Annotated in this window: 26 protein-coding genes and 3 pseudogenes; 11 read left to right on the forward strand and 18 right to left on the reverse strand. The window is 50.2% G+C overall.

Going from position 1 to position 24,378, the window contains the following annotated elements:
* The first annotated feature begins 16 nt into the window (after positions 1-16).
* Together VHA_RS10900 and VHA_RS10905 are read left to right on the forward strand one after the other, a co-directional pair.
* Positions 17-736, forward strand: coding sequence for an ATP-binding cassette domain-containing protein (locus VHA_RS10900; RefSeq protein ID WP_005504193.1), 720 nt, complete (start codon positions 17-19; stop codon positions 734-736).
* The gene (locus VHA_RS10905; RefSeq protein WP_005504195.1) at positions 736-1,527 is read left to right on the forward strand and encodes an ABC transporter permease; all 792 of its coding nucleotides are present in this window, start codon (positions 736-738) and stop codon (positions 1,525-1,527) included. Before VHA_RS10900 ends, VHA_RS10905 begins: the two co-directional genes overlap by 1 nt.
* 57 nt (positions 1,528-1,584) lie before the next feature.
* Here VHA_RS10905 and VHA_RS10910 read toward each other — a convergent pair whose 3' ends face one another.
* The 3 genes from VHA_RS10910 to dusA all read right to left on the reverse strand — a co-directional run bounded on the left by VHA_RS10910 (position 1,585) and on the right by dusA (position 3,864).
* Positions 1,585-2,226, reverse strand: a complete 642-nt coding sequence (locus VHA_RS10910) for a TIGR04219 family outer membrane beta-barrel protein (RefSeq protein WP_005504197.1) — start codon at positions 2,224-2,226, stop codon at positions 1,585-1,587.
* A 140-nt stretch (positions 2,227-2,366) separates the two neighbouring features.
* Positions 2,367-2,633: an envelope stress response protein PspG gene (gene pspG / locus VHA_RS10915; protein WP_005504209.1), complete on the reverse strand. Its 267-nt coding sequence runs from the start codon at positions 2,631-2,633 to the stop codon at positions 2,367-2,369.
* Positions 2,634-2,823: 190 nt separating this feature from the next.
* Positions 2,824-3,864 carry a tRNA dihydrouridine(20/20a) synthase DusA gene (dusA, locus tag VHA_RS10920; protein ID WP_040528651.1) on the reverse strand — a complete coding sequence of 347 codons (1,041 nt, stop codon included), beginning with the start codon at positions 3,862-3,864 and terminating at the stop codon, positions 2,824-2,826.
* Positions 3,865-4,069: 205 nt separating this feature from the next.
* Here dusA and VHA_RS10925 point away from each other — a divergent pair, with 205 nt between their 5' ends.
* The 3 genes and pseudogenes from VHA_RS10925 to VHA_RS10935 form a co-directional block, all read left to right on the forward strand.
* The gene (locus tag VHA_RS10925; RefSeq protein WP_005504211.1) at positions 4,070-4,978 is read left to right on the forward strand and encodes a site-specific integrase; all 909 of its coding nucleotides are present in this window, start codon (positions 4,070-4,072) and stop codon (positions 4,976-4,978) included.
* Positions 4,962-5,636 (forward strand): annotated as a pseudogene (locus tag VHA_RS10930) (IS3 family transposase); the annotation flags it as partial. The gene VHA_RS10925 and the pseudogene VHA_RS10930, both read left to right, overlap by 17 nt.
* A 7-nt stretch (positions 5,637-5,643) precedes the next feature.
* A pseudogene (locus VHA_RS10935) lies at positions 5,644-6,010 on the forward strand (group II intron maturase-specific domain-containing protein); the annotation flags it as partial.
* A 35-nt stretch (positions 6,011-6,045) separates the two neighbouring features.
* Here VHA_RS10935 and VHA_RS10940 read toward each other — a convergent pair.
* The gene (locus VHA_RS10940) at positions 6,046-6,615 is read right to left on the reverse strand and encodes a thermostable direct hemolysin-family toxin (protein WP_040528653.1); all 570 of its coding nucleotides are present in this window, start codon (positions 6,613-6,615) and stop codon (positions 6,046-6,048) included.
* 199 nt (positions 6,616-6,814) lie between these two features.
* Between VHA_RS10940 and VHA_RS10945 the strand changes: the two are divergent.
* The 3 genes and pseudogenes from VHA_RS10945 to VHA_RS10955 all read left to right on the forward strand — a co-directional run.
* Positions 6,815-7,063, forward strand: a pseudogene (locus VHA_RS10945) (transposase); the annotation flags it as partial.
* A gap of 102 nt (positions 7,064-7,165) precedes the next feature.
* Positions 7,166-7,624, forward strand: coding sequence for a zinc uptake transcriptional repressor Zur (gene zur, locus VHA_RS10950; protein ID WP_040528655.1), 459 nt, complete (start codon positions 7,166-7,168; stop codon positions 7,622-7,624).
* A gap of 17 nt (positions 7,625-7,641) precedes the next feature.
* On the forward strand, positions 7,642-8,103 hold the full coding sequence (locus VHA_RS10955) for a chemotaxis protein CheX (protein ID WP_005504216.1): 462 nt from the start codon (positions 7,642-7,644) through the stop codon (positions 8,101-8,103).
* Positions 8,104-8,161: 58 nt separating this feature from the next.
* Here VHA_RS10955 and pgi read toward each other — a convergent pair whose 3' ends face one another.
* Entirely contained in the window at positions 8,162-9,814 is a 1,653-nt protein-coding gene (gene pgi / locus VHA_RS10960) for a glucose-6-phosphate isomerase (protein WP_005504218.1), read from the reverse strand.
* A gap of 353 nt (positions 9,815-10,167) precedes the next feature.
* Here pgi and VHA_RS10965 point away from each other — a divergent pair, with 353 nt between their 5' ends.
* Positions 10,168-10,587 (forward strand): secondary thiamine-phosphate synthase enzyme YjbQ, encoded by a 420-nt coding sequence (locus tag VHA_RS10965; protein ID WP_040528657.1) that lies wholly within the window; start codon positions 10,168-10,170, stop codon positions 10,585-10,587.
* A gap of 41 nt (positions 10,588-10,628) precedes the next feature.
* On the opposite strand, the gene alr is transcribed toward VHA_RS10965, so the two are convergent.
* Together alr and VHA_RS10975 are read right to left on the reverse strand one after the other, a co-directional pair.
* Positions 10,629-11,705: an alanine racemase gene (gene alr / locus VHA_RS10970; protein ID WP_005504221.1), complete on the reverse strand. Its 1,077-nt coding sequence runs from the start codon at positions 11,703-11,705 to the stop codon at positions 10,629-10,631.
* 12 nt (positions 11,706-11,717) lie between these two features.
* On the reverse strand, positions 11,718-13,127 hold the full coding sequence (locus VHA_RS10975) for a replicative DNA helicase (RefSeq protein ID WP_005504226.1): 1,410 nt from the start codon (positions 13,125-13,127) through the stop codon (positions 11,718-11,720).
* Positions 13,128-13,293: 166 nt separating this feature from the next.
* Here VHA_RS10975 and VHA_RS10980 point away from each other — a divergent pair, with 166 nt between their 5' ends.
* Positions 13,294-14,037: a DUF481 domain-containing protein gene (locus VHA_RS10980; RefSeq protein WP_005504227.1), complete on the forward strand. Its 744-nt coding sequence runs from the start codon at positions 13,294-13,296 to the stop codon at positions 14,035-14,037.
* 65 nt (positions 14,038-14,102) lie between these two features.
* Here the strand turns inward: VHA_RS10980 and rplI are convergent, their stop codons facing one another.
* The 7 genes from rplI to nsrR form a co-directional block, all read right to left on the reverse strand.
* Positions 14,103-14,552, reverse strand: coding sequence for a 50S ribosomal protein L9 (gene rplI, locus VHA_RS10985; protein WP_005504228.1), 450 nt, complete (start codon positions 14,550-14,552; stop codon positions 14,103-14,105).
* A 34-nt stretch (positions 14,553-14,586) separates the two neighbouring features.
* A complete protein-coding gene (gene rpsR, locus VHA_RS10990; protein WP_002539422.1) occupies positions 14,587-14,814 on the reverse strand; it encodes a 30S ribosomal protein S18 in 228 nt (75 codons plus the stop codon).
* Positions 14,815-14,830: 16 nt separating this feature from the next.
* Positions 14,831-15,133 (reverse strand): primosomal replication protein N, encoded by a 303-nt coding sequence (priB, locus tag VHA_RS10995; RefSeq protein ID WP_005504229.1) that lies wholly within the window; start codon positions 15,131-15,133, stop codon positions 14,831-14,833.
* A 9-nt stretch (positions 15,134-15,142) separates the two neighbouring features.
* A complete protein-coding gene (gene rpsF, locus VHA_RS11000) occupies positions 15,143-15,538 on the reverse strand; it encodes a 30S ribosomal protein S6 (protein WP_005504231.1) in 396 nt (131 codons plus the stop codon).
* A 197-nt stretch (positions 15,539-15,735) separates the two neighbouring features.
* Positions 15,736-16,473 carry a 23S rRNA (guanosine(2251)-2'-O)-methyltransferase RlmB gene (rlmB, locus tag VHA_RS11005; RefSeq protein WP_005504233.1) on the reverse strand — a complete coding sequence of 246 codons (738 nt, stop codon included), beginning with the start codon at positions 16,471-16,473 and terminating at the stop codon, positions 15,736-15,738.
* A 3-nt stretch (positions 16,474-16,476) separates the two neighbouring features.
* Complete coding sequence (gene rnr, locus VHA_RS11010) at positions 16,477-18,966, reverse strand: ribonuclease R (RefSeq protein WP_005504235.1); 2,490 nt, start codon at positions 18,964-18,966, stop codon at positions 16,477-16,479.
* A 114-nt stretch (positions 18,967-19,080) separates the two neighbouring features.
* Positions 19,081-19,515 (reverse strand): nitric oxide-sensing transcriptional repressor NsrR, encoded by a 435-nt coding sequence (gene nsrR, locus VHA_RS11015; protein ID WP_005504237.1) that lies wholly within the window; start codon positions 19,513-19,515, stop codon positions 19,081-19,083.
* A gap of 200 nt (positions 19,516-19,715) precedes the next feature.
* On the opposite strand from nsrR, the gene hmpA reads away from it, so the two are divergent.
* Positions 19,716-20,903 (forward strand): NO-inducible flavohemoprotein, encoded by a 1,188-nt coding sequence (gene hmpA, locus VHA_RS11020; protein WP_005504239.1) that lies wholly within the window; start codon positions 19,716-19,718, stop codon positions 20,901-20,903.
* A 67-nt stretch (positions 20,904-20,970) separates the two neighbouring features.
* On the opposite strand, the gene motX is transcribed toward hmpA, so the two are convergent.
* The 4 genes from motX to hflC all read right to left on the reverse strand — a co-directional run bounded on the left by motX (position 20,971) and on the right by hflC (position 24,376).
* Positions 20,971-21,591, reverse strand: coding sequence for a flagellar protein MotX (gene motX, locus VHA_RS11025; protein WP_005504241.1), 621 nt, complete (start codon positions 21,589-21,591; stop codon positions 20,971-20,973).
* A gap of 184 nt (positions 21,592-21,775) precedes the next feature.
* Complete coding sequence (locus tag VHA_RS11030) at positions 21,776-23,092, reverse strand: adenylosuccinate synthase (protein ID WP_005504243.1); 1,317 nt, start codon at positions 23,090-23,092, stop codon at positions 21,776-21,778.
* A 122-nt stretch (positions 23,093-23,214) separates the two neighbouring features.
* Entirely contained in the window at positions 23,215-23,409 is a 195-nt protein-coding gene (locus VHA_RS11035; RefSeq protein ID WP_005504244.1) for a DUF2065 domain-containing protein, read from the reverse strand.
* A 79-nt stretch (positions 23,410-23,488) separates the two neighbouring features.
* Positions 23,489-24,376 carry a protease modulator HflC gene (gene hflC, locus VHA_RS11040; RefSeq protein WP_005504246.1) on the reverse strand — a complete coding sequence of 296 codons (888 nt, stop codon included), beginning with the start codon at positions 24,374-24,376 and terminating at the stop codon, positions 23,489-23,491.
* Positions 24,377-24,378 lie beyond the last annotated feature (2 nt).

A 24,378-nucleotide genomic window follows, 5' to 3' on the forward strand; every position in this document is an offset into this window, starting at 1 on the left:
GCCATAACCCACTGACATGATTAATATTGATGGACTGTCTCACCACTATGGTCCGCGCTGTGCCCTGAGCGATCTCACCCTGACACTGGGGCGAGGCCTCCACATGTTGCTAGGACCAAACGGGGCCGGAAAAAGCACCCTGTTTTCCTTGCTGGCACGGCTCACTCCGGTTCAACAGGGCAATATCAGGTTGCTTGGTGAGCCACCTTCACGGCAAACCATGGCCAGACTCGGCATGGTGTTCCAGCAAAGTACCCTCGATCTGGACCTCACCGTGGGGCAAAACCTCAGTTATTACGGCGCCCTACATGGTTACAGCAAAACACAAAGCCTTAAAAAAGCGGCCCCACTGCTGACCCACTTTTCGCTGACAGACAGGCTGAATGACACCGTCCGCACCCTGAACGGTGGGCACCGGCGCCGCACTGAACTGGTGCGAGCCCTGATGCACGCACCCTCGATTTTACTGCTGGATGAACCCACCAGTGGGCTCGACCCCAAAGCACGGGCTTCCCTGTCTGAAGCGGTGAGAAGCCTTTGTGCCCAGCAGCCCCTTTGTGTGCTCTGGGCGACTCACCTGATCGAGGAAGTGGATGATCAGGATAATGTGCTGATCCTCCACCGCGGCAGGTTACGGGCACACAACACCGCGAGTGAACTGCGGGCTGAGTACCGGCATTCGACACTCGCCGGGGTCTTTGCCACCCTGACATCAGACAACGCGGGGGATGATTGATGGGGTATTGGTATGCGTTTATCGGGATTTGTTATCGCGAGTGGCTGCGCTTTTTCTCGCAGCGGGCACGGTTTGCCGCAAGCTTGGTCAGGCCATTGCTCTGGCTGGTGGTATTTGCCGCAGGTTTCAGGGCAGCACTGGGTATTGCGATCATGGCGCCTTACGCCACCTACATCAATTACGAGGAATATATCCTGCCAGGCCTTTGCGCCATGATTTTGTTGTTTAACGGCATGCAAAGCTCGTTGTCGATTGTCTATGATCGGGAAATGGGCAGTATCAAAGTGCTGCTGACCAGCCCTTTATCTCGCCCGTTTTTGCTGCTTTCCAAACAAATTGCCAGTGCCTTGGTCAGCGTGCTTCAGGTCGGTGCATTTTTAGTGATTGCCGCGCTGTATGACAGGCCACTGGCTCCGATGGGCTATGTGTTAGTTATTCCCGCACTTTTTCTGGTCGCCTTAATGTTAAGTGCCCTTGGCATTGTGATTGCCTCCCGGATTAAGCAACTGGAGAATTTTGCTGGGGTAATGAACTTTGTCATTTTCCCGATGTTTTTCCTCTCTTCCGCACTGTATCCGCTGTGGAAAATGCAGGAAGCCAGTGTCTGGCTGTATGAAATCTGCCGCTTTAACCCGTTCACTTTTGGTGTCGAGTTGATCCGCTTCGCGCTTTATCAACAGCTGAATGTCACGGCCCTGTTGGTGGTTTCAGGCAGCACGCTGGCGTTTGTGATTCTCGCCGTTGCCGGTTTCCAACCAGTCAAAGATCAAAGGAGACCGCCGCCCCCCTAAACACCGGGCACAAAAAAACCGCGCCATCGCGCGGTTTTCTATATTAATCTCAATGGGTTAGAAGTTTAATTCTATACCACCGAAGACACCATCATTATAAAACTTACCCTGGTTCAGGCCAAAGTAGTTAAAGTCATAGTCCTGAACACGGTAACCCGCTTTGACGTTCAGATCAGCGGCAACCAGACCCAGCGTAAACAGCACACCCGCTTCTGCATCTACCGTGCTGGTGTCGTTGTAGCTACCAAAGCTGAAGGTACCAAACAGGGAAACAGGCGTTGCTGGAATGCCCAAACGTACATCTGAGTACACGTTTGGCTGCCACTCATCGAAGACACGTCCATTAAAACGCCCATCAAACTTTTGCAGGTTCAGACCGATATCGAAGGAGATCAGGTCATTATCCAAAATTTCGTAGTATGCAATCAGATCATACTGGGTAAAATCGGTATTGAACTTTACTGAATCGATGTCGGTGTAACGGATTTTCGCGTTAGGCACCAAAGGGATAAAGTGTTCAAAAGCGGCGTAGTAAGACGGTTGAACACTGGCATCGTTGGCACGTACGTTATTGATCTTCGCATCGGCATACCATGCATCTGCACCTACTTTAGCCCCTAACAGTACTGCTGCTTGCGCAGGCATTGAAATCGCACCAGCCACTGCCAGCGCAGCAAGAGAAAGGTTTAGTTTTTTCATTGGAAGGGCTCCGCCTTACATTTTTCAGTTTATGGTTTGCGAGCACTATAGCAAAACCAAGACAAAGATTCCGCACAAACCGCCGACTTTTTATGCGAAATCCTTATCCCAAGCTGAAGCCAATTCAATCGAAGCGCCGCTTAATAACGGCGTGCACGGTGGTAACGACGCGAACGTTTGTAGCAGTAATCACGCGCCTGAATTGCTGTCCTGTCGCGACCTTTGAGTAACCAGACAATCACAGCAGCCAAGATGATCCATGGCAACATTTTAAACACCAGTCCTATCATGCCAGCCAACGCCATCACGATAAAGCCCACCGCCATCGCAGCAAGAATGCCAAGAAAGCTGATACCCGTTGCTAACAATGCGATGGTAAATCCCACAATAAACAGAAACTCAACCATCATACCCTCCCCGGTCAGTGATGTTCGTTTTATGTATCGATCTATTGCATGAACACAGCACAAAACAGGCCAATATTATCATTTCTTTTAAAAACAATAAGATAAAGAAAGATCACTTCGATATTGCCGTGGCGCCTTTTCAATACTTGGTAAATTTTACCGATTGTTGCGGGAAACTTAGCCAGGTGAATCACACATCCAAGTGGGCGGGGATGTTTGCCAGTGCCGCTTCCAACACCTCTGTGCCTGCCCCCGGCTTATGGGCGTTTTCACTGATGTATCGACGCCACTGACGCGCACCGGGCATGTTTTGAAACAAGCCCAACATATGACGGCTGATGTGATTGAGATACGTGCCTTTACTCAGCTCCGCTTCAATATATGGGAATATAGCCCTTACCGCCTCGCTGCGTTTAATGATTGGCGCATCACTGCCAAACAGGCGACTATCCACTTCTGCCAGTAAGTAAGGGCTTTGATATGCCTCTCGGCCAATCATCACACCATCCATAAATTTCAGATGCGCTTCGGCTTCTTCCAGCGATTTGATGCCGCCGTTGATAGCCATAGTCAGGTGTGGGAAGTCTTTTTTCAGCTGGTATACACGCGGATAATCCAGTGGCGGGATTTCGCGGTTTTCTTTCGGGCTCAGGCCCGACAGCCAGGCTTTGCGTGCATGGATAGTGAAGTTGTCACAGCCACCTTTTTCGCTGACAGTGCGCACGAAATCGACCAGAAATTCGTAGCTGTCCTGATCGTCGATACCAATGCGGGTTTTCACCGTCACGGGGATATCGACCACCTCTTTCATCGCAGCAACACACTGCGCCACCAACTCCGCCTCACCCATCAGACACGCACCAAACCGGCCGTTTTGCACACGGTCAGACGGGCAGCCGACATTGAGGTTAATTTCATCATAGCCACGCTCGGCAGCCAGCTTGGCACAGGTTGCCAAATCTGCCGGGTTTGAGCCACCAAGTTGCAACGCGACAGGGTGTTCTTCCTCGTTAAACGCCAGAAAATCCCCTTTTCCGTGAATAATCGCCCCCGTGGTCACCATCTCGGTATAAAGCAATGCATTCTTGGACAGAATACGGTGGAAATAGCGACAATGGCGGTCAGTCCAATCCAACATAGGAGCGACAGAAAAACGAGAACTTGGAAATTTGCCGAGAGTTCCTTCTTTTTCAATAAGTTCCTTTGATACTGGATTGGTACTATTTTGCATTGCTAACCCCATTCGTGCCCAATTTGGAGCATTTCTGACCCTTCGTGGGCACGTATTGGCCCCAAAAATTGGCACGTTCAGCTTAAAAAATTAACGAGCCCAAAAAGCCCGCTTATTTGCAAAAGCCCTTTTCGAGTCGTGGTTTCATAAAAGAGCGCAGATTCTACATCAAGTTTGATCTGTGCCCAAATTATTGAGGTGCACGATGGCGACATACCACATTCAGAAAGTTAAAACGCAACGCGGCATAACCAAGTACAAATGTCGGGTAAGGGAGCGGCGTTCAGGGAGCAATACGGTCGATAAGGCCAAAACATTCGCTAATAGAGCCTCTGCCGTTGCTTGGGGAAACCAAGAAGTTGAACGCATCGAAAGTCTTCTTCATGGCGGTGTCATTCCATCAAAAGAAACGATTGGCGATCTCATCCAACTTGCTTTAGAGAGTCCCTACTTTGCGACGAAAAGGACGATGGCCTATAACCTCAAGCTATTGCTACGTTACCCGATATCCGCACTGTCTCTCAATGAGTTCAATGACAATGACCTCGTTAAGCACTGCTTACTCCGAAAAGAGCAAGATGGCGTGCAGCCACAAACCATTGCTGTTGAGGTATCTAATCTCCGAGCAATTTTTAAAAAAGCCAAACCCCTTTGGAAAATAGCCGTGGATTCAAGAGTGTTTGAGTCTGCTCACCAGACGCTGATCTTTATGGGGTTAATCGGAAAAAGCGCTCGTCGTAGCCGTCGTCCTGATGAGGATGAGATTCAGCAATTGGTGGCAGGACTAAAAGAGCGCGAGGCATCATATGTCTCGTTCATTCCCTTCACTGACATCTTCGTGTTCTCAGTACTTACCTGTATGCGGATCGGTGAGGTATGTGATATCCGCTGGACTGATCTCAATGAAATCCAACGGGCCGTCATGGTCAGAAACCGGAAAGACCCCCGTAAAAAGAGTGGTAACCATCAATGGGTTCCATTACTGGGTGATTCGTGGAACATCATTCAGAGACAACCAAAAAATGACGAAAGGATTTTTCCTTACAACGCCCGTTCTGTGACAGCGGGTTTCCAGCGGGTGCGAAATAGCCTGGGTATTGAAGACCTACGCTAGAGAGCTTGGATATCAGATTGGACGATTCAAGGTTCGCCGCTTGATGAAAGAGGCGCACCTCATCAGCAAGCAACCTGGCTCACACAACTACAAACACGTCATGGTTGAACGGCCCGACATTCCCAATCTGCTCGCTCGTGAGTTCACTGTCGACGCCCCCAATCAAGTATGGTGCGGTGATATTACCTATATATGGGCAGGTCAGCGTTGGTGCTATCTTGCCGTCGTTATTGACCTATACTGCAGACGGGTTGTCGGCTGGGCGATGTCTGAAAGACCTGATTCGGCATTGGTGACAAAAGCGTTGTCAATGGCGTATGAGCAACGAGGTAAACCAAGTGATGTGATGTTTCACTCGGATCAGGGGTCACAGTATGGCAGTCGCCACTTTAGACAACACCTTTGGCGTTATCGGATGATACAGAGTATGAGTCGCCGCGGAAATTGCTGGGACAATGCACCGATGGAAAGGTTATTCAGAAGCCTAAAATCGGAATGGGTCCCCGCAACAGGTTACGCATCGTTCGCTGAGGCAACGAAAGATATCAGTTATTACTTGATGAGCTACTACAACTGGGAAAGACCGCACAGCTACAATGATGGTCTTTCGCCTGCGAAAGCTGAATATCGGCCTAATTTACTGTCCGGAATGAGTTGACCACTACAAAGCTCAAATGAAGAAGCGAGTGCGGGAGATAACGAAGCGAAATCGAGGGAGAGAGCTAAAGGTTATGATAGCCGAGTTAACTCAATACCTAAGAGGTTGGCAACACTATTTCAAACTCGCCATATGTAAAAGCAGCATGCAGGGCTTGGACGAATGGATACGACGACGGTTGAGATGCTACCGGCGAAAACAACGCAAACGCAGATACGGCATAGCGATATGGTTACAGCAGCAAGGAGTAACGGAGCGCAATGCCAAAAAAATGGTTCGAGGAGTTGGGTCTGTACTCGTTGCGAGAGGGATATGAGTCACTGAAAATATATTCGGAACCGCCGTATGCGACCCACGCTTGTACGGTGGTGTGAGAGGACGGAGGCCATGAGGCCTCCTCCTACTCGATTTATTGTTGAGATTCACATTCAAAATACGATTCTTTGTTGGATATACACATTACCAATATATTACCACTACCACTTTCATATGCTTCTACATTAACAAAATATTCTGGAGTTTCATCCAAATACGTTTTACTTGGAATAGAATTTTCATCCCCACCAACAAAGTCAGCTACAGAATTATAGTAATGTTGAAGCTGTATTTGACCTGATTTTACGAACACAGAAGAAAAACCGTCCTTATAGCCAGACACAGCTGCCATTGTATAGTCTTTATTATTAATGCTCACAGTCATGTAGGATGTCAACCATTTAGAACCTGACGTTGTGAATACTGATTGACCATAAACATCTTTGTACGGTTTTCTTTTTACATTACGGTTTGTCCAAAAGTCAGAGACCTTTACATTGACCGGCTCTTTGGTATTAAAAGTTGTATCTCGAACAACAAACAATATCTCATCAGAACCAGGGGAAGGAAAAGGGATAGATGGAAGCTCAAAAGCAAATGTTTTGAATGCGGCCAACATGAATATAAATAAAAATGATTTTTTTGCAAGATGTCTGTATTTCATAAAAAAACCTATCCTATGTGTTTATTAATAGCTTTACCAGAACGGCAGGCACCATAAAAACTAAAAAACCAAAAAAAACAAACTGAATAATCATGAAAAAACAACCTTACCTTCTGAATCAGGAGACAACATGTAGTGGTTTAATAAACCCGGACACCATTAAAGGTGGTAAAGTCACCACCAAAGATAGCGGTGTTCCATGACAAGACAGCGTCGTTTATTTTCCGCTGAATTCAAACTTGAAGCAGCATGCTTGGTGCTTGACCAGGGGTATTCCATCCCCGAGGCGAGCCACTCTTTAAATATCGGGGAGACGGTACTCAGGCGTTGGGTCAAACAGCTTAAGCAAGAGCGTGGCGGTTGTACGCCTGCATCTAAAGCATTAACGCCAGAGCAGCAGAAAATTCACATGCAGTTGGTTGCCAAATATCAGCGACAATGGCGAAAAGCGGCTACAATTACTGAAAGGCAAACCACGGTCACGGCATCATGGATGCGTGAACCGTTGGCTGTGTTAGAATGAAGGCCTCAGCCTGATTTTTGAGGTCGTATGGCCAATCTTTCACAATTAATTGCCCGGGCCCAATCACTTTGTGAACAGCGCGGTGTCCGACTGACCGCACAGCGAAAGCGGGTGTACGAGATTATTGTCCAGAGCAAACGGTCGATCAGTGCATATGATTTGCTGGATATATTGCGCGAGACCGAGCCGCAAGCGAAGCCGCCCACGGTTTATCGGGCACTTGATTTTTTGCTTTCACAAGGTTTTGTGCACAAAGTGGAATCAACTAACAGCTTTATTGCTTGCTGCTTACCGGGCCACGAACAACATTGTTCACAGCTATTGATCTGTGATTCTTGTGGCGCCGTGGAAGAGTGTCATGCCGATGCGTTGTCGGTAGCTCTTCAGGCCAAAGCCCATCAGGTCGGCTTTGCGGTGAATCATCACGTAGTTGAAACACATGGAATCTGTCACACCTGCCAGGTGGCGACACGAAAAATGCAGTAGGACGGTAAATAACAATTATGCGCGCTGAATTTGTAAACCCTTTTTTGTCTTCATTAGTGAACGTGCTGACCACCATGGCGCAACTGGAAGTGACGCCCAAAAAACCTCAGCTGAAGAAATCAGAAGTGGCAAAAGGCGATGTGTCAGGCCTGATTGGTATGGTTGGCCCGAAAACCAAAGGCTCGTTTTCTGTCACCTTTGAAGAGCCACTGGCACTGGAGATCATGAGTCGGATGCTGGGTGAACGCCCAACAACGATCGATGCGGATGTGACCGACATGGTTGGTGAGATCACCAACATGGTGACCGGCGGTGCCAAGCGCCTTCTAGCAGAAAAAGGCTTCGATTTTGATATGGCGACCCCGATCGTGGTTTCTGGACGTGATCATACCATCGCCCACAAAAGCGAGGGGCAAATCATTATCATGCCTTTCGAATCAGAATTCGGCCGCGCCTACATCGAAATTTGCTTCGATTAAGCAAGTGTCCGTAAAAAAACGCCGCAATTGCGGCGTTTTTGCTCTTAGCAACCGGCGCTTAGGCACGCCACTGTTTGAAGGTGTTGATCAGGCCATTGGTTGAGCTGTCATGGCTGGTCACTTCATTTTGATCGGCCAGTTCAGGCAGGATTTGGTTTGCCAGTTGTTTACCCAGCTCTACACCCCACTGATCGAAACTGTAGATATTCCAAACGACGCCCTGAACGAAGATCTTGTGTTCGTACATCGCAATCAATGCACCCAGTGTGCGCGGCGTGATTTGTTTCACCAGGATTGAGTTGGTTGGACGGTTACCCTCAAACACTTTGAACGGTACCAGCTCCGCCACCTCTTCTGCCGATTTACCGGCCGCAGCAAATTCCGCCTCTACCTGCTCGCGAGTCTTACCAAACGCCAACGCTTCGGTTTGGGCAAAGAAGTTTGCCATTAATTTCGGATGGTGGTCACTCAGCGGATTGTGGCTGATTGCCGGTGCAATGAAGTCGCAAGGGATCAGTTTGGTGCCCTGGTGGATAAGCTGATAGAACGCATGCTGGCCGTTGGTGCCCGGCTCACCCCAGATAATGGGGCCAGTCTGGTAGTCTACAGGCTTACCATCACGATCCACGTATTTGCCGTTAGACTCCATGTTACCTTGCTGGAAGTAAGCCGCAAAGCGGTGCAGATATTGGTCGTAAGGCAGGATCGCTTCTGATTCTGCACCATGGAAGTTGTTGTACCAGATGCCAATCAGTGCCAGTAGTACTGGTAGGTTTTCAGTAAATGGCGTGTTCTGGAAGTGCTTATCCATGTCGTGTGCACCTGCCAGCAGCTCGACAAAGTTGTCATAACCGATGGCCAAACAGATAGACAGGCCAATGGCTGACCACAGTGAGTAGCGACCGCCTACCCAGTCCCAAAACTCAAACATATTGTCGGTATCGATGCCGAACTCTGACACCGCCTTCGCATTGGTAGACAGCGCAGCGAAGTGCTTCGCGACATGTGCTTCATTGCCTGCTGCCGCCAGGAACCAGTCACGCGCAGACAGGGCGTTAGTCATGGTTTCCTGGGTGGTGAACGTCTTGGAGGCAATCAGGAACAGGGTGGTTTCCGGATTCAGGCCTTTCAGGGTTTCTGCAATGTGGGTGCCATCCACGTTGGAGACGAAGTGCAGGTTCAGATGGGTTTTGTACGCCGCCAGCGCTTCACTTACCATGTAAGGGCCGAGGTCCGAACCGCCGATACCGATGTTCACGATGTCGGTAATTTCTTTACCGGTGTAGCCTTTCCACTCACCGCTGATCACACGCTCTGAGAAGCTTTTCATCTTCTCCAGCACGGCATTAACCGCTGGCATCACGTCTTCGCCATCCACCATGATAGGGGTGTTGCTGCGGTTACGCAGGGCAACGTGCAGCACTGAACGCCCTTCGGTGTGGTTAATTTTGTCACCGCGGAACATCGCGTCAATCGCGCTCTTCACATCGGTTTCGTCTGCCAGTGCAAACAGCTTGTCAAGCGTTTGTTCACTGATCAAGTTCTTGGAGTAATCCAGCAGGATATCATTGCCAAATTGCACAGAGAACTTATCGAAACGATTTGGATCGTTGGCAAAAAGCGAGGTAAGGGTCAAATCCTGTGCATCTTCAAAGTGGGCCGTCAGCGCTTTCCACGCGGCGGTTTGCGTCGGATTGATGGACTTCAACATAATTCTTGTTCCTTTGTTGACTGAGCCTGTTTTCGCGGGTACTGCCTTCCCACGAGACAGAAGTAGGCTGCCGACGAATGGCAGCCTACAGAATGGCACTATGGTATACCCAAAAACCTTGAAGGTGTAGGCCATGGTATGTCAGCGTTCAACACGTCACCGACATCCCATCCAAGTCCTGTATACTCTTCACTGTGAACAGTGTTTGCTGACAGAGAAAGGACTTGAATGACGTGGCAGTTTGCCACGTAAAGAGGGCTGCAATGTTGCGCCAGGTCAGTGCCCCTCCTTTAACCGACAGGAATCACAGCAATACGCACTCTACTCAATAATGACAATGCAGGTTGTTTTAAATGTGGATACAAAAAACCATTAGCCTTCGCTCCCGTGCTCGAGGTTTTCATCTCATTACGGATGAAGTGGTTCAGCAATTACCTGAGATTCAACGCTTGGATGTGGGACTGATGAGCCTGTTTATCCAACATACATCGGCAAGCCTGACATTGAATGAAAACGCCGATCCGACCGTGCGCAGTGATATGGAAGCCCATTTCAACCAGTTTGTGCCTGAGTGCGCCCCGTATTACCGCCATACCTATGAAGGTGACGACGATATGCCTGCACACATCAAGGCATCATTGTTGGGTGCCAGTTTGACAATCCCTATCAGCAAGGGCCGGTTGGCGCTCGGCACCTGGCAAGGTATTTATCTCGGTGAACACCGCGATTGTGGAGGATCACGTCGGGTCGTTGTGACCATTCAAGGGGAATAAAATCACTAAAGCCGCAACCTGGATTGCGGCTTTCAGTTTCATTATTGATAAACAATGTGGACACGGGATGTGAGGTTAGTGACAAGCTCATAACCAATGGTACCGACATGACGGGCGATTTCTTCAACCGGAAGCCCTTCACCCCACATGATCACTTCATCACCAACGCTATCTGTTGAATCGGGCCCCAGGTCGACCGTGATCATGTCCATTGAAACACGCCCTGCCAACGGCACCCGCCGGCCATTCACCAGTACAGGCGTGCCATCCGGCGCAACACGTGGATAGCCATCACCATAGCCGATTGCCACCACACCCAGTTGGGTATCTCGCTCTGCCACCCAACGACCACTATAACCCACGGCTTCGCCTTTTTTGACCTCCCGCACCGCAATCAGGCTGGACGTCATCGTCATTGCAGGTTTCAAGCCAAAGTCTTGACCGCACCGCGCCGCCACAGGGGAAATCCCATACAAGCTGATACCTGGGCGAACGAAATCAAAATGGCTATCCGGCCACATCAGACTACCGGAAGAGGCGGCTAGGGATTTATACCCCGGCTGACTAACGGTGAGTTCATTAAACAATGCAATTTGCTGCGGGGTCACTGGTTTGTCCAATTCATCGGCACAGCCAAAATGACTCATGAAATTCAGCGGCTTGGCAACATTAGGGCTGGCATTCAGGCGTTCTATAAACTCTGAGACATGTTCCGGACGCACACCCAACCGGTGCATACCGGTGTCAATTTTCAGCCACACATGTAACGGCTGCCTGAGAGTCGCTTTTTCCAGAGCTTCCAGTTGCTCAATACAATGCACTGCGGTTTGCAGGTTATGCGCTTCCAGAGCTGGCAAATCTGCCCACGAGAAAAACCCTTCCAGCAATAGGATAGGATTCTCAATCCCACCTTTACGGAGGCTGACCGCTTCTTCCAGACGGGCAACGCCAAAGCCATCCGTCTGGGTAGAAAGCGCTTTTGCCACCGGCAGAAGCCCATGTCCATACCCATTGGCTTTGATCGCCGCCCAGGTCCGGCTGTTAGGCGCCATCGCGCGGATAATCTCAATATTGTGGTTTAAGGCAGCCATATGGATGACTGCAGTTGCCGCTTTCATAACACCTCGCGGTTATTCTTCATCAAATGCGGGGCCCGCGTAGTTGTCGAAGCGAGAATATTGTCCCTGGAAGGTCAGGCGTACACTGCCGATCGGGCCGTTACGCTGCTTACCAATGATGATTTCCGCGATTCCTTTCAACGGGCTTTCTGGGTTGTACACCTCATCACGGTAAATAAACATGATAAGGTCAGCGTCCTGCTCGATGGCGCCTGATTCACGTAAGTCAGAGTTAACCGGACGTTTGTCAGCACGTTGCTCCAACGAACGGTTAAGCTGCGACAGTGCCACAACAGGCACATTCAATTCTTTTGCCAGCGCCTTGAGCGAGCGGCTGATCTCGGCGATCTCAAGAGTACGGTTATCCTGCAGGCCAGGCACACGCATCAGCTGGAGATAGTCAACCATGATCATGGAAAGTCCACCGTGCTCACGCGCCACACGACGGGCCCGGGAGCGCACTTCGGTTGGTGTAAGGCCTGAGCTGTCGTCGATGTACATGTTCTTCTTCTGCATCAGAATCCCCATGGTCGACGAAATGCGTGCCCAGTCTTCGTCATCCAGCTGACCGGTACGGATCTTAGTCTGGTCAACGCGGGAAAGCGACGCCAGCATACGCATCATCAATTGTTCAGCAGGCATCTCCAACGAGAAGATCAGTACGGGCTTTTCCTGATCCATGGCCGCGTTTTCACACAGGTTCATCGCAAACGTGGTTTTACCCATGGAAGGACGGGCAGCGACGATGATGAGGTCTGAGCCTTGCAGGCCAGCCGTCTTCTTGTTCAGGTCAGTAAAACCAGTCGACACACCGGTTACACCATCTTGTGGTGACTTAAACAGGAGCTCGATACGCTCAAGGGTTTTCGACAATACATTGTCGATGCTTTGTGGCCCTTCATTTTCAGAGGTCCGTGATTCGGCGATAGCGAAGACTTTACTTTCTGCCATGTCGAGCAGGTCTTCAGAGGTGCGACCATCCGGTTCATACCCTGCATCAGCAATTTCGTTTGCCACGCTGATAAGGTTACGCACCATAGCACGCTCACGGACGATATCGGCATACGCGACAATATTTGCTGCACTGGGGGTGTTCTTCGCCAGCTCTGCCAGATACGCAAAGCCACCCACATCCTCAAGCTGGCTGTGCTTTTCAAGGTGCTCCGAAAGGGTAATCAGGTCAAGTGGCATACCCGCATCCAACAGCTGCTTGGTGCTTTCAAAAATCAGGCGGTGGGGACGACTGTAAAAGTCAGCAGCGACCACTTTTTCCGCTACGCTGTCCCAACGCTCATTGTCGAGCATCAGGCCGCCCAATACAGACTGTTCAGCCTCCAGAGAATGCGGTGGCACTTTCAGGGCATCCACTTGACGATCTTTGGGTTTGCTGGAGTTGAATTGCTTGCTGCGTTGCTCTGCCATATTACCTATTACCTTGTCGATTCGACCGACATTATACCCAGAACATCTGGAGAATAACTATCGGTAGGGTCTTGTTAACCTTTTGTTTGATAATTTCACGTCTTGCTGACGAAAGGCGAGGAGATTCAGATAAAATGTGGCTTCTGCTGTGGCAATGGTAATATCAATGGCGTCATCACTACTGAAACCGTCTCTTTTTTATCTGATGGCACTCCCCCTTTGTGCAAGCGCTAACACGTCTGACCCTTGGCAATCAGAAGTTGAGCTCGGCTTTCAGGCGCTCTCAGGCAACTCAGATTCAATGACCATCAATAGCCGATTGGGTGTCAACTATACGGAAGGGCGTTATCGGCACTCGTCCGACGCCAAGTTCTTGCTGGTTGAAAAAGGCGGTGTAGAGGATAAGCGCAAGAGCGAGTTCGAAAGTCAGGCCAACTACAAATTTGACCCCACGCGCTATATATGGGGTAACGTCAGCTTTCTGGACGACAAATACGGCCCTTATTTCAAAGATTTGACGATGGCAGCCGGGTTGGGTTACCAAGCTATCTGGCAGGAAGACTTATCTTTATTGCTCGAAATCGGCCCAGGTTACCGCTACCAGACACCTAACCTTGATAAAATAAAAAGTACGGATCTGATCCTGCCCTATGACGTGAAGGAAGCGATCCTTCGTGGTCAAGCCGAGTTGTCTTGGCAAATGACGAAGTCCGCATTGTTTGAAGGGCGTATTACCGCCATCAGTGGCCCCAGTAATACCAGTTTTGAAGCACGCGTATCGGTGTCCACCAGCTTGATAGATGACCTTGCGATCAAGCTTTCCACCACAAAAAAGTACATCAGTGAAGTGCCGCCAGGCCTTAAGAACCTTGATTCAATTTTTACCGTGAATATGCTCTATAAGTTCTAGGTGCCGGTCCACGCACAAAAAACCGGCCCAAAGGCCGGTTTCTTCAAAGCGACGGTGTGTCTGAATTACTCAGCAACAACGTTCAGCTTAACAGTCGCGAATACTTCAGAGTGCAGTTGCAGGCTGATTTCGTATTCACCAGTGTTACGCAGTGCACCTGCAGGCAGGCGAACTTCGCTCTTCGCTACTTCAACGCCCGCTGCAGTTACAGCGTCAGCGATGTCACGGGTACCGATAGAACCGAACAGTTTACCTTCGTCACCCGCTTTAGAAACGATTTCTACCACTTCCAGAGCAGCGACTTTCTCTGCACGTGCTTGTGCAGCAGCCAGTGCTTCAGCAACTTTTGCTTCCAGATCTGCACGACGTGCTTCGAAGTGCTCGATGTTAGCTTTCGTTGCCATTACTGCCTTACCTTGTGGGATAAGGAAGTTACGCGCGTAACCAGACTTAACAGTTACCTGATCACCCAGACCACCCAGGTTAGCGATTTTATCAAGCAGAATAACTTGCATTATCTATTCCTCTATTAACTTGGACAGTGGCCGATTACTGATGCTTGTCAGTGTATGGCAGCAGAGCCAGGTAACGTGAACGCTTGATAGCGCGTGCCAGCTGGCGCTGGTACTTAGCACGGGTACCAGTGATACGGCTAGGTACGATTTTACCAGCTTCGGTGATGTAGTTTTTCAGAGTCGCTACATCTTTGTAGTCGATCTCTTGTACGCCTTCTGCAGTGAAACGGCAGAATTTACGACGACGGAAGAAACGTGCCATGGGCTTATCTCCTGATCTAAATGTCTATAATGTTGTCGGCATGCAACACTAATTTACCGGTGCCGTTTCGGCTGGTCTGGTAAGCAAGAAATCCACTCACCTTAATGTTACTGCCTAAAGCTAAACGCTGTGTTTGGCTTTGCGACCCTTGCCCGCTCACGACTACCGGTAACCGGCAGTAGACTTGCCTTGGCAATCCAGCTTCCTGTTGTTCCGAACGGTGCTCAATCACAAAGTGACAATGAGGAATGCCGGCAGGACTCTGTTTCCGAACTGGGCCTTGGGCAATCACGCCTGCAAGCTCAATCCGATTGGTCATCAAATCCAATTACTCAGCTGCTGCTTCGTCTTCTTCAGATTGTACAGATACTTCTGCACGCTCTTCACGACGTGGTGCGCGCTCTTCTTTAGCCTTCATCATTACAGATGGCTCAGTGATAGCGCCTTTGGTACGCATGATCATGTTACGGATCACTGCATCGTTGAAGCGGAACGCAGTTTCCAGCTCGTCAATCACTGACTGCTCTGCTTCTACGTTCATCAGAACATAGTGTGCTTTGTGCAGCTTGTTGATTGGGTAAGCCAGTTGACGGCGGCCCCAGTCTTCCAGACGGTGGATCTGACCACCTGACTCTTTGATAGAACCAGTGTAACGCTCGATCATGCCAGCAACTTGCTCGCTTTGATCAGGGTGCACCATGAATACGATTTCGTAATGACGCATTGGTTGCTCCTTACGGATTATTCAGCTTCCACGCTTGGCCCGGTCGTCCAGCGGAAGCAAGGAACGAAAGTAAAAGACCGGGAATTTGGAGGCAGGATAGTACAGAATTGCGCCGCTAATAGCAACAAAAAGCACAACGCCCGGAGAAATAATTCACCGGGCATTGCTGAGGTTGAAAACCTTGTGTTTTCGCGTTGTTACCCGCGCCGCTGGCGCACCGCTTCAAACAGGCAGATGCCGGTGGCCACCGACACATTCAGACTGGAGACGCTGCCTGCCATTGGGATGCTGATCAGGTCATCACAGGTTTCACGGGTCAGGCGGCGCATACCGTCACCTTCTGCGCCCATCACAATCGCCAACGGGCCGGTCAGTTTGGCGTCATACACGTCATGGGTCGCTTCTCCCGCCGTGCCAACAAACCAAATGCCCCTTTCTTGCAGTGCGCGCATGGTACGCGCCAGATTGGTCACACGAACCAAAGGCACCACTTCCGCAGCACCTACCGCTACTTTGCGTGCCGTGGCATTCAATTGTGCTGATTTGTCTTTCGGTACAATAACCGCACACACTCCCGCGGCATCCGCGTTACGCAAACATGCGCCGAGGTTGTGCGGATCGGTCACACCATCCAATACCAGCAATAACGGATTCTCTTTACCATCCAGAATGGCATCAAGATCGTTTTCATTGTATTGACGGCCAGGTTTCACCCGGGCAATCAAGCCCTGATGCGACGCCCCTTTGGCTTTGTCGTCCAGCGCTTTACGACTCATTTCCTGTAGGGTGACACCCAGACGGCTCAATTCATTCAGCACAGGCAACACGCGTTCGTCCTGGCGGCCTTTCAGTACGAAGACCTCAATAAAGCGCGATGGATCTGAATCCAGCACGGCTTTGACGGCATGAATGCCGTAAATCATTTCATTGCTCATGGGTTACTTATTTTTCTTGCCTGTTCTTGCCGGTTTACTTTTCTGCGCTTTTTTCTTGCGCACCTTTTCCGCCTTGGTTTTCTTTCTCGCCGGATTGTCGCCTTTGCCGCCACGCTTACCCGCTGACGCTTTGTCGCCCTCCGCTTTTGGAATGGCGCCACGTTTCAGTTGCTGGCGGACAGACATACGCTCTTGTCTTGCCTCTGGGCTCTTACCTGACTCCGCACGGCCTTTCTTGGCTTTATTGCGAGCGGTTTTACCGGCACCACGGGCTTTACGGGTTGTACCTTCCAGCTCGAAATCGATCATCCTTTCATCAAGGTTGACGGATAATACTTTGACCGTCACCTGATCGCCAAGCCGGAATACACGGCCAGAGCTTTCACCCACCAGCTTTTGCTGCACCATGTCGTAGTTGTAATAATCGTTGTCAAGGTTTGAGATATGTACCAACCCATCGATGTGCAAATCATTGAGGCGGACAAAGAACCCAAACCCGGTCACGTTGGCAATGGTGCCTTCCATAACATCACCGACGTGATCCTGCATGTATTCACATTTGAGCCAGTCTGACACATCGCGGGTTGCATCGTCAGCACGGCGCTCCGTCATCGAACATTGCTCACCCATCACGTCCATATCATCGAAGGAGTAGTGATAGCCGCCGGTCGGTGTCCAGCGATCAGTATTGCGCCCTTCCTGTTTGGCAATCAGGTATTTGATGGCACGGTGCAGCAGCAAATCCGGATAACGGCGGATTGGCGAGGTAAAATGGGCATACTGTTTCAGCGCCAGACCAAAGTGGCCGGCATTATCTGCCTGATACACGGCCTGCTTCATGGAGCGCAGCAGCATGGTCTGGATCAGCTCCTGATCCGGACGTCCAGCAATCGCATGCGCCAGCTTGGCGTAATCGGTCGGGGATGGCTCAAGGCCGCCTTCCAGCGTCAGCCCAAGCTCACCGAGAAAATCTTTAAAACCGGTCAGGCGCTCTTCACCCGGCGCTTCGTGTACCCGGTAAAGCGCAGGCTCTTTGGCTTTTTCGACAAAACGGGCAGAGGCGATGTTCGCCAGAATCATACATTCTTCGATGATCTTGTGAGCATCATTGCGCTCAACCGGCACAATGCGTTCAATCTTGCGCATGGCATTGAAGATGAACTTGGTTTCCACTGTTTCGAACTCAATCGCACCACGCTGCTCACGCGCTGCTTTGAGCGCTTTATACATGCGGTTTAGCTCTTCAAGGTGTGGCACCAGCGGTGCATATCGTTCGCGAAGCGCCTCATCACCTTCCAGCATCGCCGCTACTTTGGTGTATGTGAGGCGTGCGTGGGAGTTCATCACCGCTTCATAATGCTTGTAGCCAGACAGCTTACCAGACTCAGAGATAGTCATCTCACACACCATGCACAGGCGATCGACCTGCGGGTTCAGTGAACACAAACCGTTAGACAGCACTTCCGGCAACATAGGGATCACCTGCGAGGGGAAGTAGACCGAGTTACCACGGTTTACCGCTTCTTTATCGAGCGGTGAATCCGGACGGACGTAGTAACTGACGTCCGCAATCGCGACATACAGGCGCCACCCCCCGGACTTTTTCTTCTCACAGAAGACGGCATCATCAAAGTCGCGGGCATCTTCGCCGTCAATGGTGACCAATGGCAGGTCACGCAAATCGACCCGGCCTTTTTTGGCTTCTTCCGGCACCTGTTCGGTAAAGCTTTTGACTTGCTTTTCTACGTCCTGCGGCCACACGTGTGGGATATTGTGGGTGCGCAGGGCAATTTCGATTTCCATGCCCGGTGCCATGTTCTCACCCAGCACCTCCACCACGCGGCCAACCGGATTGTATTGACGGGTCGGGCGCTGGAGGATCTCAACCACCACCACATTGCCCATACGCGCGCCTTTGCGCTCGTCCTGCGGGATAACAATATCCTGGCCAAGGCGGGAGTCATCCGGCACGACAAAACCCATGCCATTTTCCACAAAATAACGGCCAACAATCTGCCCTTTGCGCTCTTCCAGTACGCGCACAACGCGGGCTTCTTTGCGGCCACGTTTATCGGTACCGGCAGGTTGGGCCAGAATGAAGTCACCGTGCATGACCTGTTTCATCTGGTGGTGTGGCAGCAGCCAGTCTTCCCGGTTCCCTTTACCTTCCGGACGTAGGAAGCCAAAGCCGTCACGGTGGCCAATCACGGTGCCTTTCACCAAATCCAGACGTTCTGGCAGGGCATAGCACTGACGACGGGTGAAAATCAGCTGGCCATCGCGCTCCATCGCACGCAGGCGGCGGCGCAAACCTTCGTATTCTTCATCGCTGCGCAGGCCCAGCACTTCAAAGAGCTGGTCACGGCTAACCGGTGTGGTAAACCCTTTGATCACAGTGAGAAGATGTTCACGGCTCGGCACAGGATTGTCATATTTTTCTGCTTCACGCCCCAGAAAAGGGTCGTTGCTGTGTAGATGTTTGTCTTGAGACATATAAGATTCCCGTTAGCGACATTGGCTTATCAAGTATATCGCTTAAATATAAAGAAATTGGGTGCCCGCAAGCATTGCCAGTAAAAATTAGCAAGCTATCTCACATGGTGAGGATCAGTGCGGGCGAACAGGGATGAGAAGGTGCTGCAGGTCATCATTGCCTGACACCATGTCATGAAGTGTGTATTTATCCATCTCGGCAAGAAATGCCGTCAACGCTTTCGCAATCGCAGTTTTCAGTCGACAGGCAGGCGTGATATGGCAGTTTTGTGGTGCGCAGTTGACGAGCTGCAGTGGCTCCAGTGAACGTATCACATCGCCAATGACTATCAATTCCGCTGGCTTGCCGAGTCGGATCCCCCCGTTCTTTCCCCGTACGGCTTCTACAAAGCCGGCCTGACTCATACGGTGTATTATTTTGACCATATGATTGCGGGAAACCCCATACTTCTCAGTGACCACAGTAATGCTGGTCAATTCTCCGGGAGGCAGCATAGCCAGATACATGAGCGCCCGAAGGCCATAATCCGTAAAGCTGGTTAATTGCACGTTTTCAAATCTCCTTGCATGTATTGTACCTTTATCTGAGACAAAAGGCGCGTACTCTCTGATTTTCTTTTATTTCTGTTTTGCGTATTCCCCTTTAGGCGCTCCATCAGGCAAATAGGGGTTGATCTAAACATTCATTTCAGATACAACTTATAACATGTATTTTAGATGTCACTTTAAAATCATAATTAGGTCACACTATGCTCAACGAAAAAACCATTGAAATTGTAAAATCGACGGCACCATTACTTGCTGAGACAGGCACTAAGCTGACCGAGCATTTTTATACTCGTATGTTCAGCCACAACCCCGAACTGAAAGACATCTTTAATATGAGCAATCAGTTCACGGGGGCACAACGTGAAGCACTGTTTAATGCGGTTTATGGCTATGCGGCAAACATTGATAACTTGCCAGCGTTGCTGCCTGTTGTGGAAAAAATCGCGCAGAAACACGCAAGCTTTAATATCACAGCAGACATGTACTCCATCGTCGGTGGCCACTTACTGGCGACGATTGATGAGCTGTTTTCACCAGGCCAGGAAGTGCTGGATGCATGGGCTGAAGCCTATGGTGTACTGGCTCAGGTTTTCATCAACCGTGAAGAAGAAATCTATCAGCAAAATGAAGCATCAGAAGGTGGATGGCGTGGCACCCGTACTTTTAAGCTGATCAGCAAAACCCCCGAAAGCGAGGTGATTACCAGTTTTGTTTTCGAGCCTGTTGACGGTAAACCAGTGACTGGTTTCGAGCCTGGACAGTATATCGGTATTTACCTCAAGCCTGAGCAATTCGCAAACCAGGAAATCCGCCAATACAGCCTGTCAGCGGCACCAAATGGCAACACTTACCGTATCTCTGTGAAACGTGAACCTCAGGGCACGGTATCCAACTACCTGCACGATCACCTGAATGTGGGTGATACCGTCGAACTGGCACCACCAACCGGTGACTTCTTCTTCAAATCAGAGAAGCACACACCGATAGCCTTGATTTCTGCCGGTGTCGGTTTAACACCGATGCTGTCAATACTGGAATCTGTGTCGGGTCAGCACGGTGCACAGATCAACTGGTTACATGCAGCAGAAAACGCCAGCCACCATGCATTTGGTGAGCACATTGATTCACTGCTTAAAGCGCATGGCAATGCGCGCCGTGACGTATGGTACCGCGAACCTTCAAGCACTGACCTGCCAGGTGAACAGTTTGACCATACTGGCCTGCTAGACGTGAGCAAAGTGGAAGGGCTAACCGAAGATGCAACCCGCGAATTCTACCTGTGCGGCCCTGTTGGCTTCATGCAGTTTGTCGCCAAACAGTTGATTGATGCAGGCGTAGACAAAGACCGTATTTTCTACGAGTGCTTTGGCCCACATAAGGTGATTTAATTGCCTTCCCTTTCATGCAAAATGCCCGCGAAATGCGGGCATTTTTGATGTTATCGAAAACAGTATACTACCAGTAAGTATCACGCCGCTTGGCACGTGCAATAACATTGCGCGGCATTTTGTTTTCAAGCGCCTGGCGTAATAAAGCAATACGGTTATGGGTCGATGGGTCTGCGGTGATGGTGTGATATAGCCAGCGGTAGGCATCTTCGTAGTCAAGCGGGCTACCGTGATCTGCCACCAGCAACTCTGCCAACTGTAACCGTGCATGGGTATTCCCCAATGAAGCAGCCTCTCGGAGATACGGAATCGCGCGTTCTTTATCCTGCTGCACCAAAGTGCCTTTCGCATAGTAACGCCCAAGCTGCTCCAGTGCAGCTGGTAATCCCTGCTGTGCGGCGACCTGCATATAATACACCCCTGTCTCGACATCTCTGTCGACACACACACCCCATGCCAACATATCACCATAAAGAAACTGATAAGCCGGGGATTCGACGCGGATAGCTCGGGCTTCGATATCCTGCAGGAGCTGGCAATCATCTTGTTTGACTTTGTTAAGATGGCGATTGGTCTCAAACAGACGGATCAGTTGCGACTCTTCATACACAGGAAGAGCCGGGCCAATTTCTGCTTTCGCAAAAGGGCTGGCTAGCATCATGGATATAAATAAAGTACGCAGCTTCATGCCTTCCTACTATTCAAGGGTTATCTGAGACTGTGTGTTTGCCTAACTTATATCGGCAAGGATTTGCCGAACTTTATCTTTTCCCGGCGAAAAATTTCCCTTACCTGATATTCTCAGTATAAGTGCAACCGGGCAAAAAAAAACCAGCCCTGATGAAGGCTGGTTTCTTCTCAACGATAACCGGTTAAGATGCGAAAGGGTGCACCTTAATGATGGTTTCGTTACGATCTGGGCCGGTAGAAATGATGTCTACAGGCACGCCAGTCAACTCTTCGATGCGCTTGATGTAGTCCAACGCTGCCTGAGGCAACTCTTCAATCGACTTGGCACCGAAGGTGTTTTCACTCCAGCCCGGCACAGTTTCATAGATTGGCGTGATGTTTTCGTAATCGTCTGCAGCCATTGGCGAAACAGTCAGGATGGTACCGTCTGCTTTCTGATAGCCAGTACAGATCTTGATTTCTTCCAGACCATCCAGCACATCCAGCTTGGTCAGGCAGAAACCAGAAATAGAGTTGATCTGGATTGCACGGCGCATCGCCACGGCATCAAACCAGCCAGTACGGCGCAAGCGTCCAGTGGTCGCTCCAAACTCATGGCCCACCTCACCAAGGTGTTTACCCACAGGATCCTGCTTGTCCTTACCGTCGTACAGCTCAGTCGGGAAAGGACCGGAACCAACACGGGTGCAGTAAGCTTTCGCAATGCCCAAGATGTAACCCAGATGACGTGGACCAAAACCAGAACCTACTGCAACGCCACCAGCAGTGGTGTTCGAGGAAGTCACGTATGGGTAAGTGCCGTGGTCGATATCCAGCAGCGTGCCCTGCGCGCCTTCAAACATGATCTTGTCACCACGCTGACGTGCATCGTCCAGCTCCTGGGTGACATCGATAACCATGCTGGTCAAGATGTCCGCTTGCTCCATCACTTTTGCCAGCGTCTCTTCATAGCTTACTGGCTCAGCTTTGTAGAAATGCTCCAACTGGAAGTTGTGCAGCTCCATCACTTCTTTAAGCTTCTCGGCAAACGCTTCTTTATCGAACAGGTCACCAACACGCAGACCGCGACGGGCAACTTTGTCTTCATACGCAGGACCGATGCCGCGACCGGTAGTACCGATAGCTTTCGCACCGCGTGCTTTCTCACGCGCCATGTCCAGTGCGACATGATAAGGAAGAATTAGCGGACAAGCTTCTGACAGGAACAGGCGCTCACGAACAGGAATACCCCGTGCTTCCAGTTCACCCATTTCTTTCATCAGGGCATCAGGGGAAAGCACGACACCGTTGCCGATGATACATTTCACGTTGTTGCGAAGAATACCAGAAGGAATCAAGTGCAGAACGGTTTTCTCACCGTCAATGACAAGGGTGTGACCTGCGTTGTGACCACCTTGGTAACGGACGACGTACTGAGCGTCTTCAGTCAACAAATCGACAATTTTACCCTTACCTTCGTCACCCCACTGGGTGCCAAGAACGACTACGTTATTACTCATCTTTTCCAGTCAGTTGATGATTAAAACGGGATTCTAGCACCATCGTTTGAAGGATGCAGTCATTTTTTGAGCGCCGTCCTGTTTATGGCTAATGGGGTGTCACAGTTTTTTGCTCTTTCGATTTACTTGGACGGCCACATCATATATGCGATCACTGCGCCTGCAACGACTAAACATCCACCAATCCGGCGTAGGGTAGCATCAGGTAATAGGCTCATTTCACTTATCATTTCCCGCCATTTTTGTGGCACCAGCATCGGCCCCAGTCCCTCAACAACCAATACCAGCCCGATAGCGAGCCATATCGACTTACCCATTTTTTTCTCTCATTCTGTTTGGATAAAAAAAAGACAAGGCAGCATGCCTTGTCTTTTCCATTCTGCCATCAAATCAGGATCAGTTAACCTTCAGTTTTGGCTCTTTCATGTACTGGAAGAACTCACTGTTCGGGTCAACCACCATGATATCACCCTTATTGTTAAAGCTTTTCTCATACGCTTGCAACGAGCGCAGGAAGTGATAAAACTCTGGCGCTTTGTTAAAGGTGTCTGCATAGATTTTTGCCACTTCTGCGTCCGCTTCACCACGCGTCACACGTGCGGTTTTTTCCGCTTCCGCCAGCACAGTAGCCACTTCCAGCTCAGCCTGGGCGCGAATAACTTCCGCTTTCTCACGCCCTTGTGAACGGTGACGACGAGCGACAGTTTCACGTTCTGCACGCATACGTGCATAAATCGATTCGCTGATCTCATCCGGCAGGTTGATCTTCTTGATACGAAGGTCAATCACTTCGATACCAATATCGTTCGCACCTTCCTGAAGTTCAGCCAGTACATCAGCCATCACCTGTTCACGCTTCTCAGACACAATCTCTTTGATGGTCTTTGAACCGATTTCTGCACGCAGGCCATCCGCCACTTTACGCTGTAACAGCGCTTCAGCAGTTAGACGGTTACCGCCGCCGGTGGTGAGGTAGTACTGTCCGAAGTCTTTAATGCGCCATTTCACGTAAGAGTCGATGATGACGTCTTTTTTCTCAGACGTGACGAAGCGATCTGACTGATCATCCATGGTCTGGATACGTGCATCCAGTAACTTAACACGATCAAACAGTGGCACTTTGAATTGCAGGCCCGGCCCGTAGATACGCGCCATATCGTCATCGGTTTTCAAAACCCGGCCGAAGCGGATCACAATACCACGCTCACCTTCTTTCACCACGAAGACTGACATCAGGCCGACAACGATCGATACGATGATGAGAGGAATTAATAATTTACGCATAA

Source organism: Grimontia hollisae CIP 101886 (assembly GCF_000176515.1).
Classification (GTDB): Bacteria; Pseudomonadota; Gammaproteobacteria; order Enterobacterales; family Vibrionaceae; genus Enterovibrio; species Enterovibrio hollisae.

Coding starts and splice junctions, on each gene's coding strand:
- VHA_RS10900 (WP_005504193.1), top strand. CDS start 17: ATGATTAATATTGATGGACTGTCTCACCACTATGGTCCGCGCTGTGCC.
- VHA_RS10905 (WP_005504195.1), top strand. CDS start 736: ATGGGGTATTGGTATGCGTTTATCGGGATTTGTTATCGCGAGTGGCTG.
- VHA_RS10910 (WP_005504197.1), bottom strand. CDS start 2,226: ATGAAAAAACTAAACCTTTCTCTTGCTGCGCTGGCAGTGGCTGGTGCG.
- pspG (WP_005504209.1), bottom strand. CDS start 2,633: ATGGTTGAGTTTCTGTTTATTGTGGGATTTACCATCGCATTGTTAGCA.
- dusA (WP_040528651.1), bottom strand. CDS start 3,864: ATGCAAAATAGTACCAATCCAGTATCAAAGGAACTTATTGAAAAAGAA.
- VHA_RS10925 (WP_005504211.1), top strand. CDS start 4,070: ATGGCGACATACCACATTCAGAAAGTTAAAACGCAACGCGGCATAACC.
- VHA_RS10940 (WP_040528653.1), bottom strand. CDS start 6,615: ATGAAATACAGACATCTTGCAAAAAAATCATTTTTATTTATATTCATG.
- zur (WP_040528655.1), top strand. CDS start 7,166: ATGGCCAATCTTTCACAATTAATTGCCCGGGCCCAATCACTTTGTGAA.
- VHA_RS10955 (WP_005504216.1), top strand. CDS start 7,642: ATGCGCGCTGAATTTGTAAACCCTTTTTTGTCTTCATTAGTGAACGTG.
- pgi (WP_005504218.1), bottom strand. CDS start 9,814: ATGTTGAAGTCCATCAATCCGACGCAAACCGCCGCGTGGAAAGCGCTG.
- VHA_RS10965 (WP_040528657.1), top strand. CDS start 10,168: ATGTGGATACAAAAAACCATTAGCCTTCGCTCCCGTGCTCGAGGTTTT.
- alr (WP_005504221.1), bottom strand. CDS start 11,705: ATGAAAGCGGCAACTGCAGTCATCCATATGGCTGCCTTAAACCACAAT.
- VHA_RS10975 (WP_005504226.1), bottom strand. CDS start 13,127: ATGGCAGAGCAACGCAGCAAGCAATTCAACTCCAGCAAACCCAAAGAT.
- VHA_RS10980 (WP_005504227.1), top strand. CDS start 13,294: ATGGCGTCATCACTACTGAAACCGTCTCTTTTTTATCTGATGGCACTC.
- rplI (WP_005504228.1), bottom strand. CDS start 14,552: ATGCAAGTTATTCTGCTTGATAAAATCGCTAACCTGGGTGGTCTGGGT.
- rpsR (WP_002539422.1), bottom strand. CDS start 14,814: ATGGCACGTTTCTTCCGTCGTCGTAAATTCTGCCGTTTCACTGCAGAA.
- priB (WP_005504229.1), bottom strand. CDS start 15,133: ATGACCAATCGGATTGAGCTTGCAGGCGTGATTGCCCAAGGCCCAGTT.
- rpsF (WP_005504231.1), bottom strand. CDS start 15,538: ATGCGTCATTACGAAATCGTATTCATGGTGCACCCTGATCAAAGCGAG.
- rlmB (WP_005504233.1), bottom strand. CDS start 16,473: ATGAGCAATGAAATGATTTACGGCATTCATGCCGTCAAAGCCGTGCTG.
- rnr (WP_005504235.1), bottom strand. CDS start 18,966: ATGTCTCAAGACAAACATCTACACAGCAACGACCCTTTTCTGGGGCGT.
- hmpA (WP_005504239.1), top strand. CDS start 19,716: ATGCTCAACGAAAAAACCATTGAAATTGTAAAATCGACGGCACCATTA.
- motX (WP_005504241.1), bottom strand. CDS start 21,591: ATGAAGCTGCGTACTTTATTTATATCCATGATGCTAGCCAGCCCTTTT.
- VHA_RS11030 (WP_005504243.1), bottom strand. CDS start 23,092: ATGAGTAATAACGTAGTCGTTCTTGGCACCCAGTGGGGTGACGAAGGT.
- VHA_RS11035 (WP_005504244.1), bottom strand. CDS start 23,409: ATGGGTAAGTCGATATGGCTCGCTATCGGGCTGGTATTGGTTGTTGAG.
- hflC (WP_005504246.1), bottom strand. CDS start 24,376: ATGCGTAAATTATTAATTCCTCTCATCATCGTATCGATCGTTGTCGGC.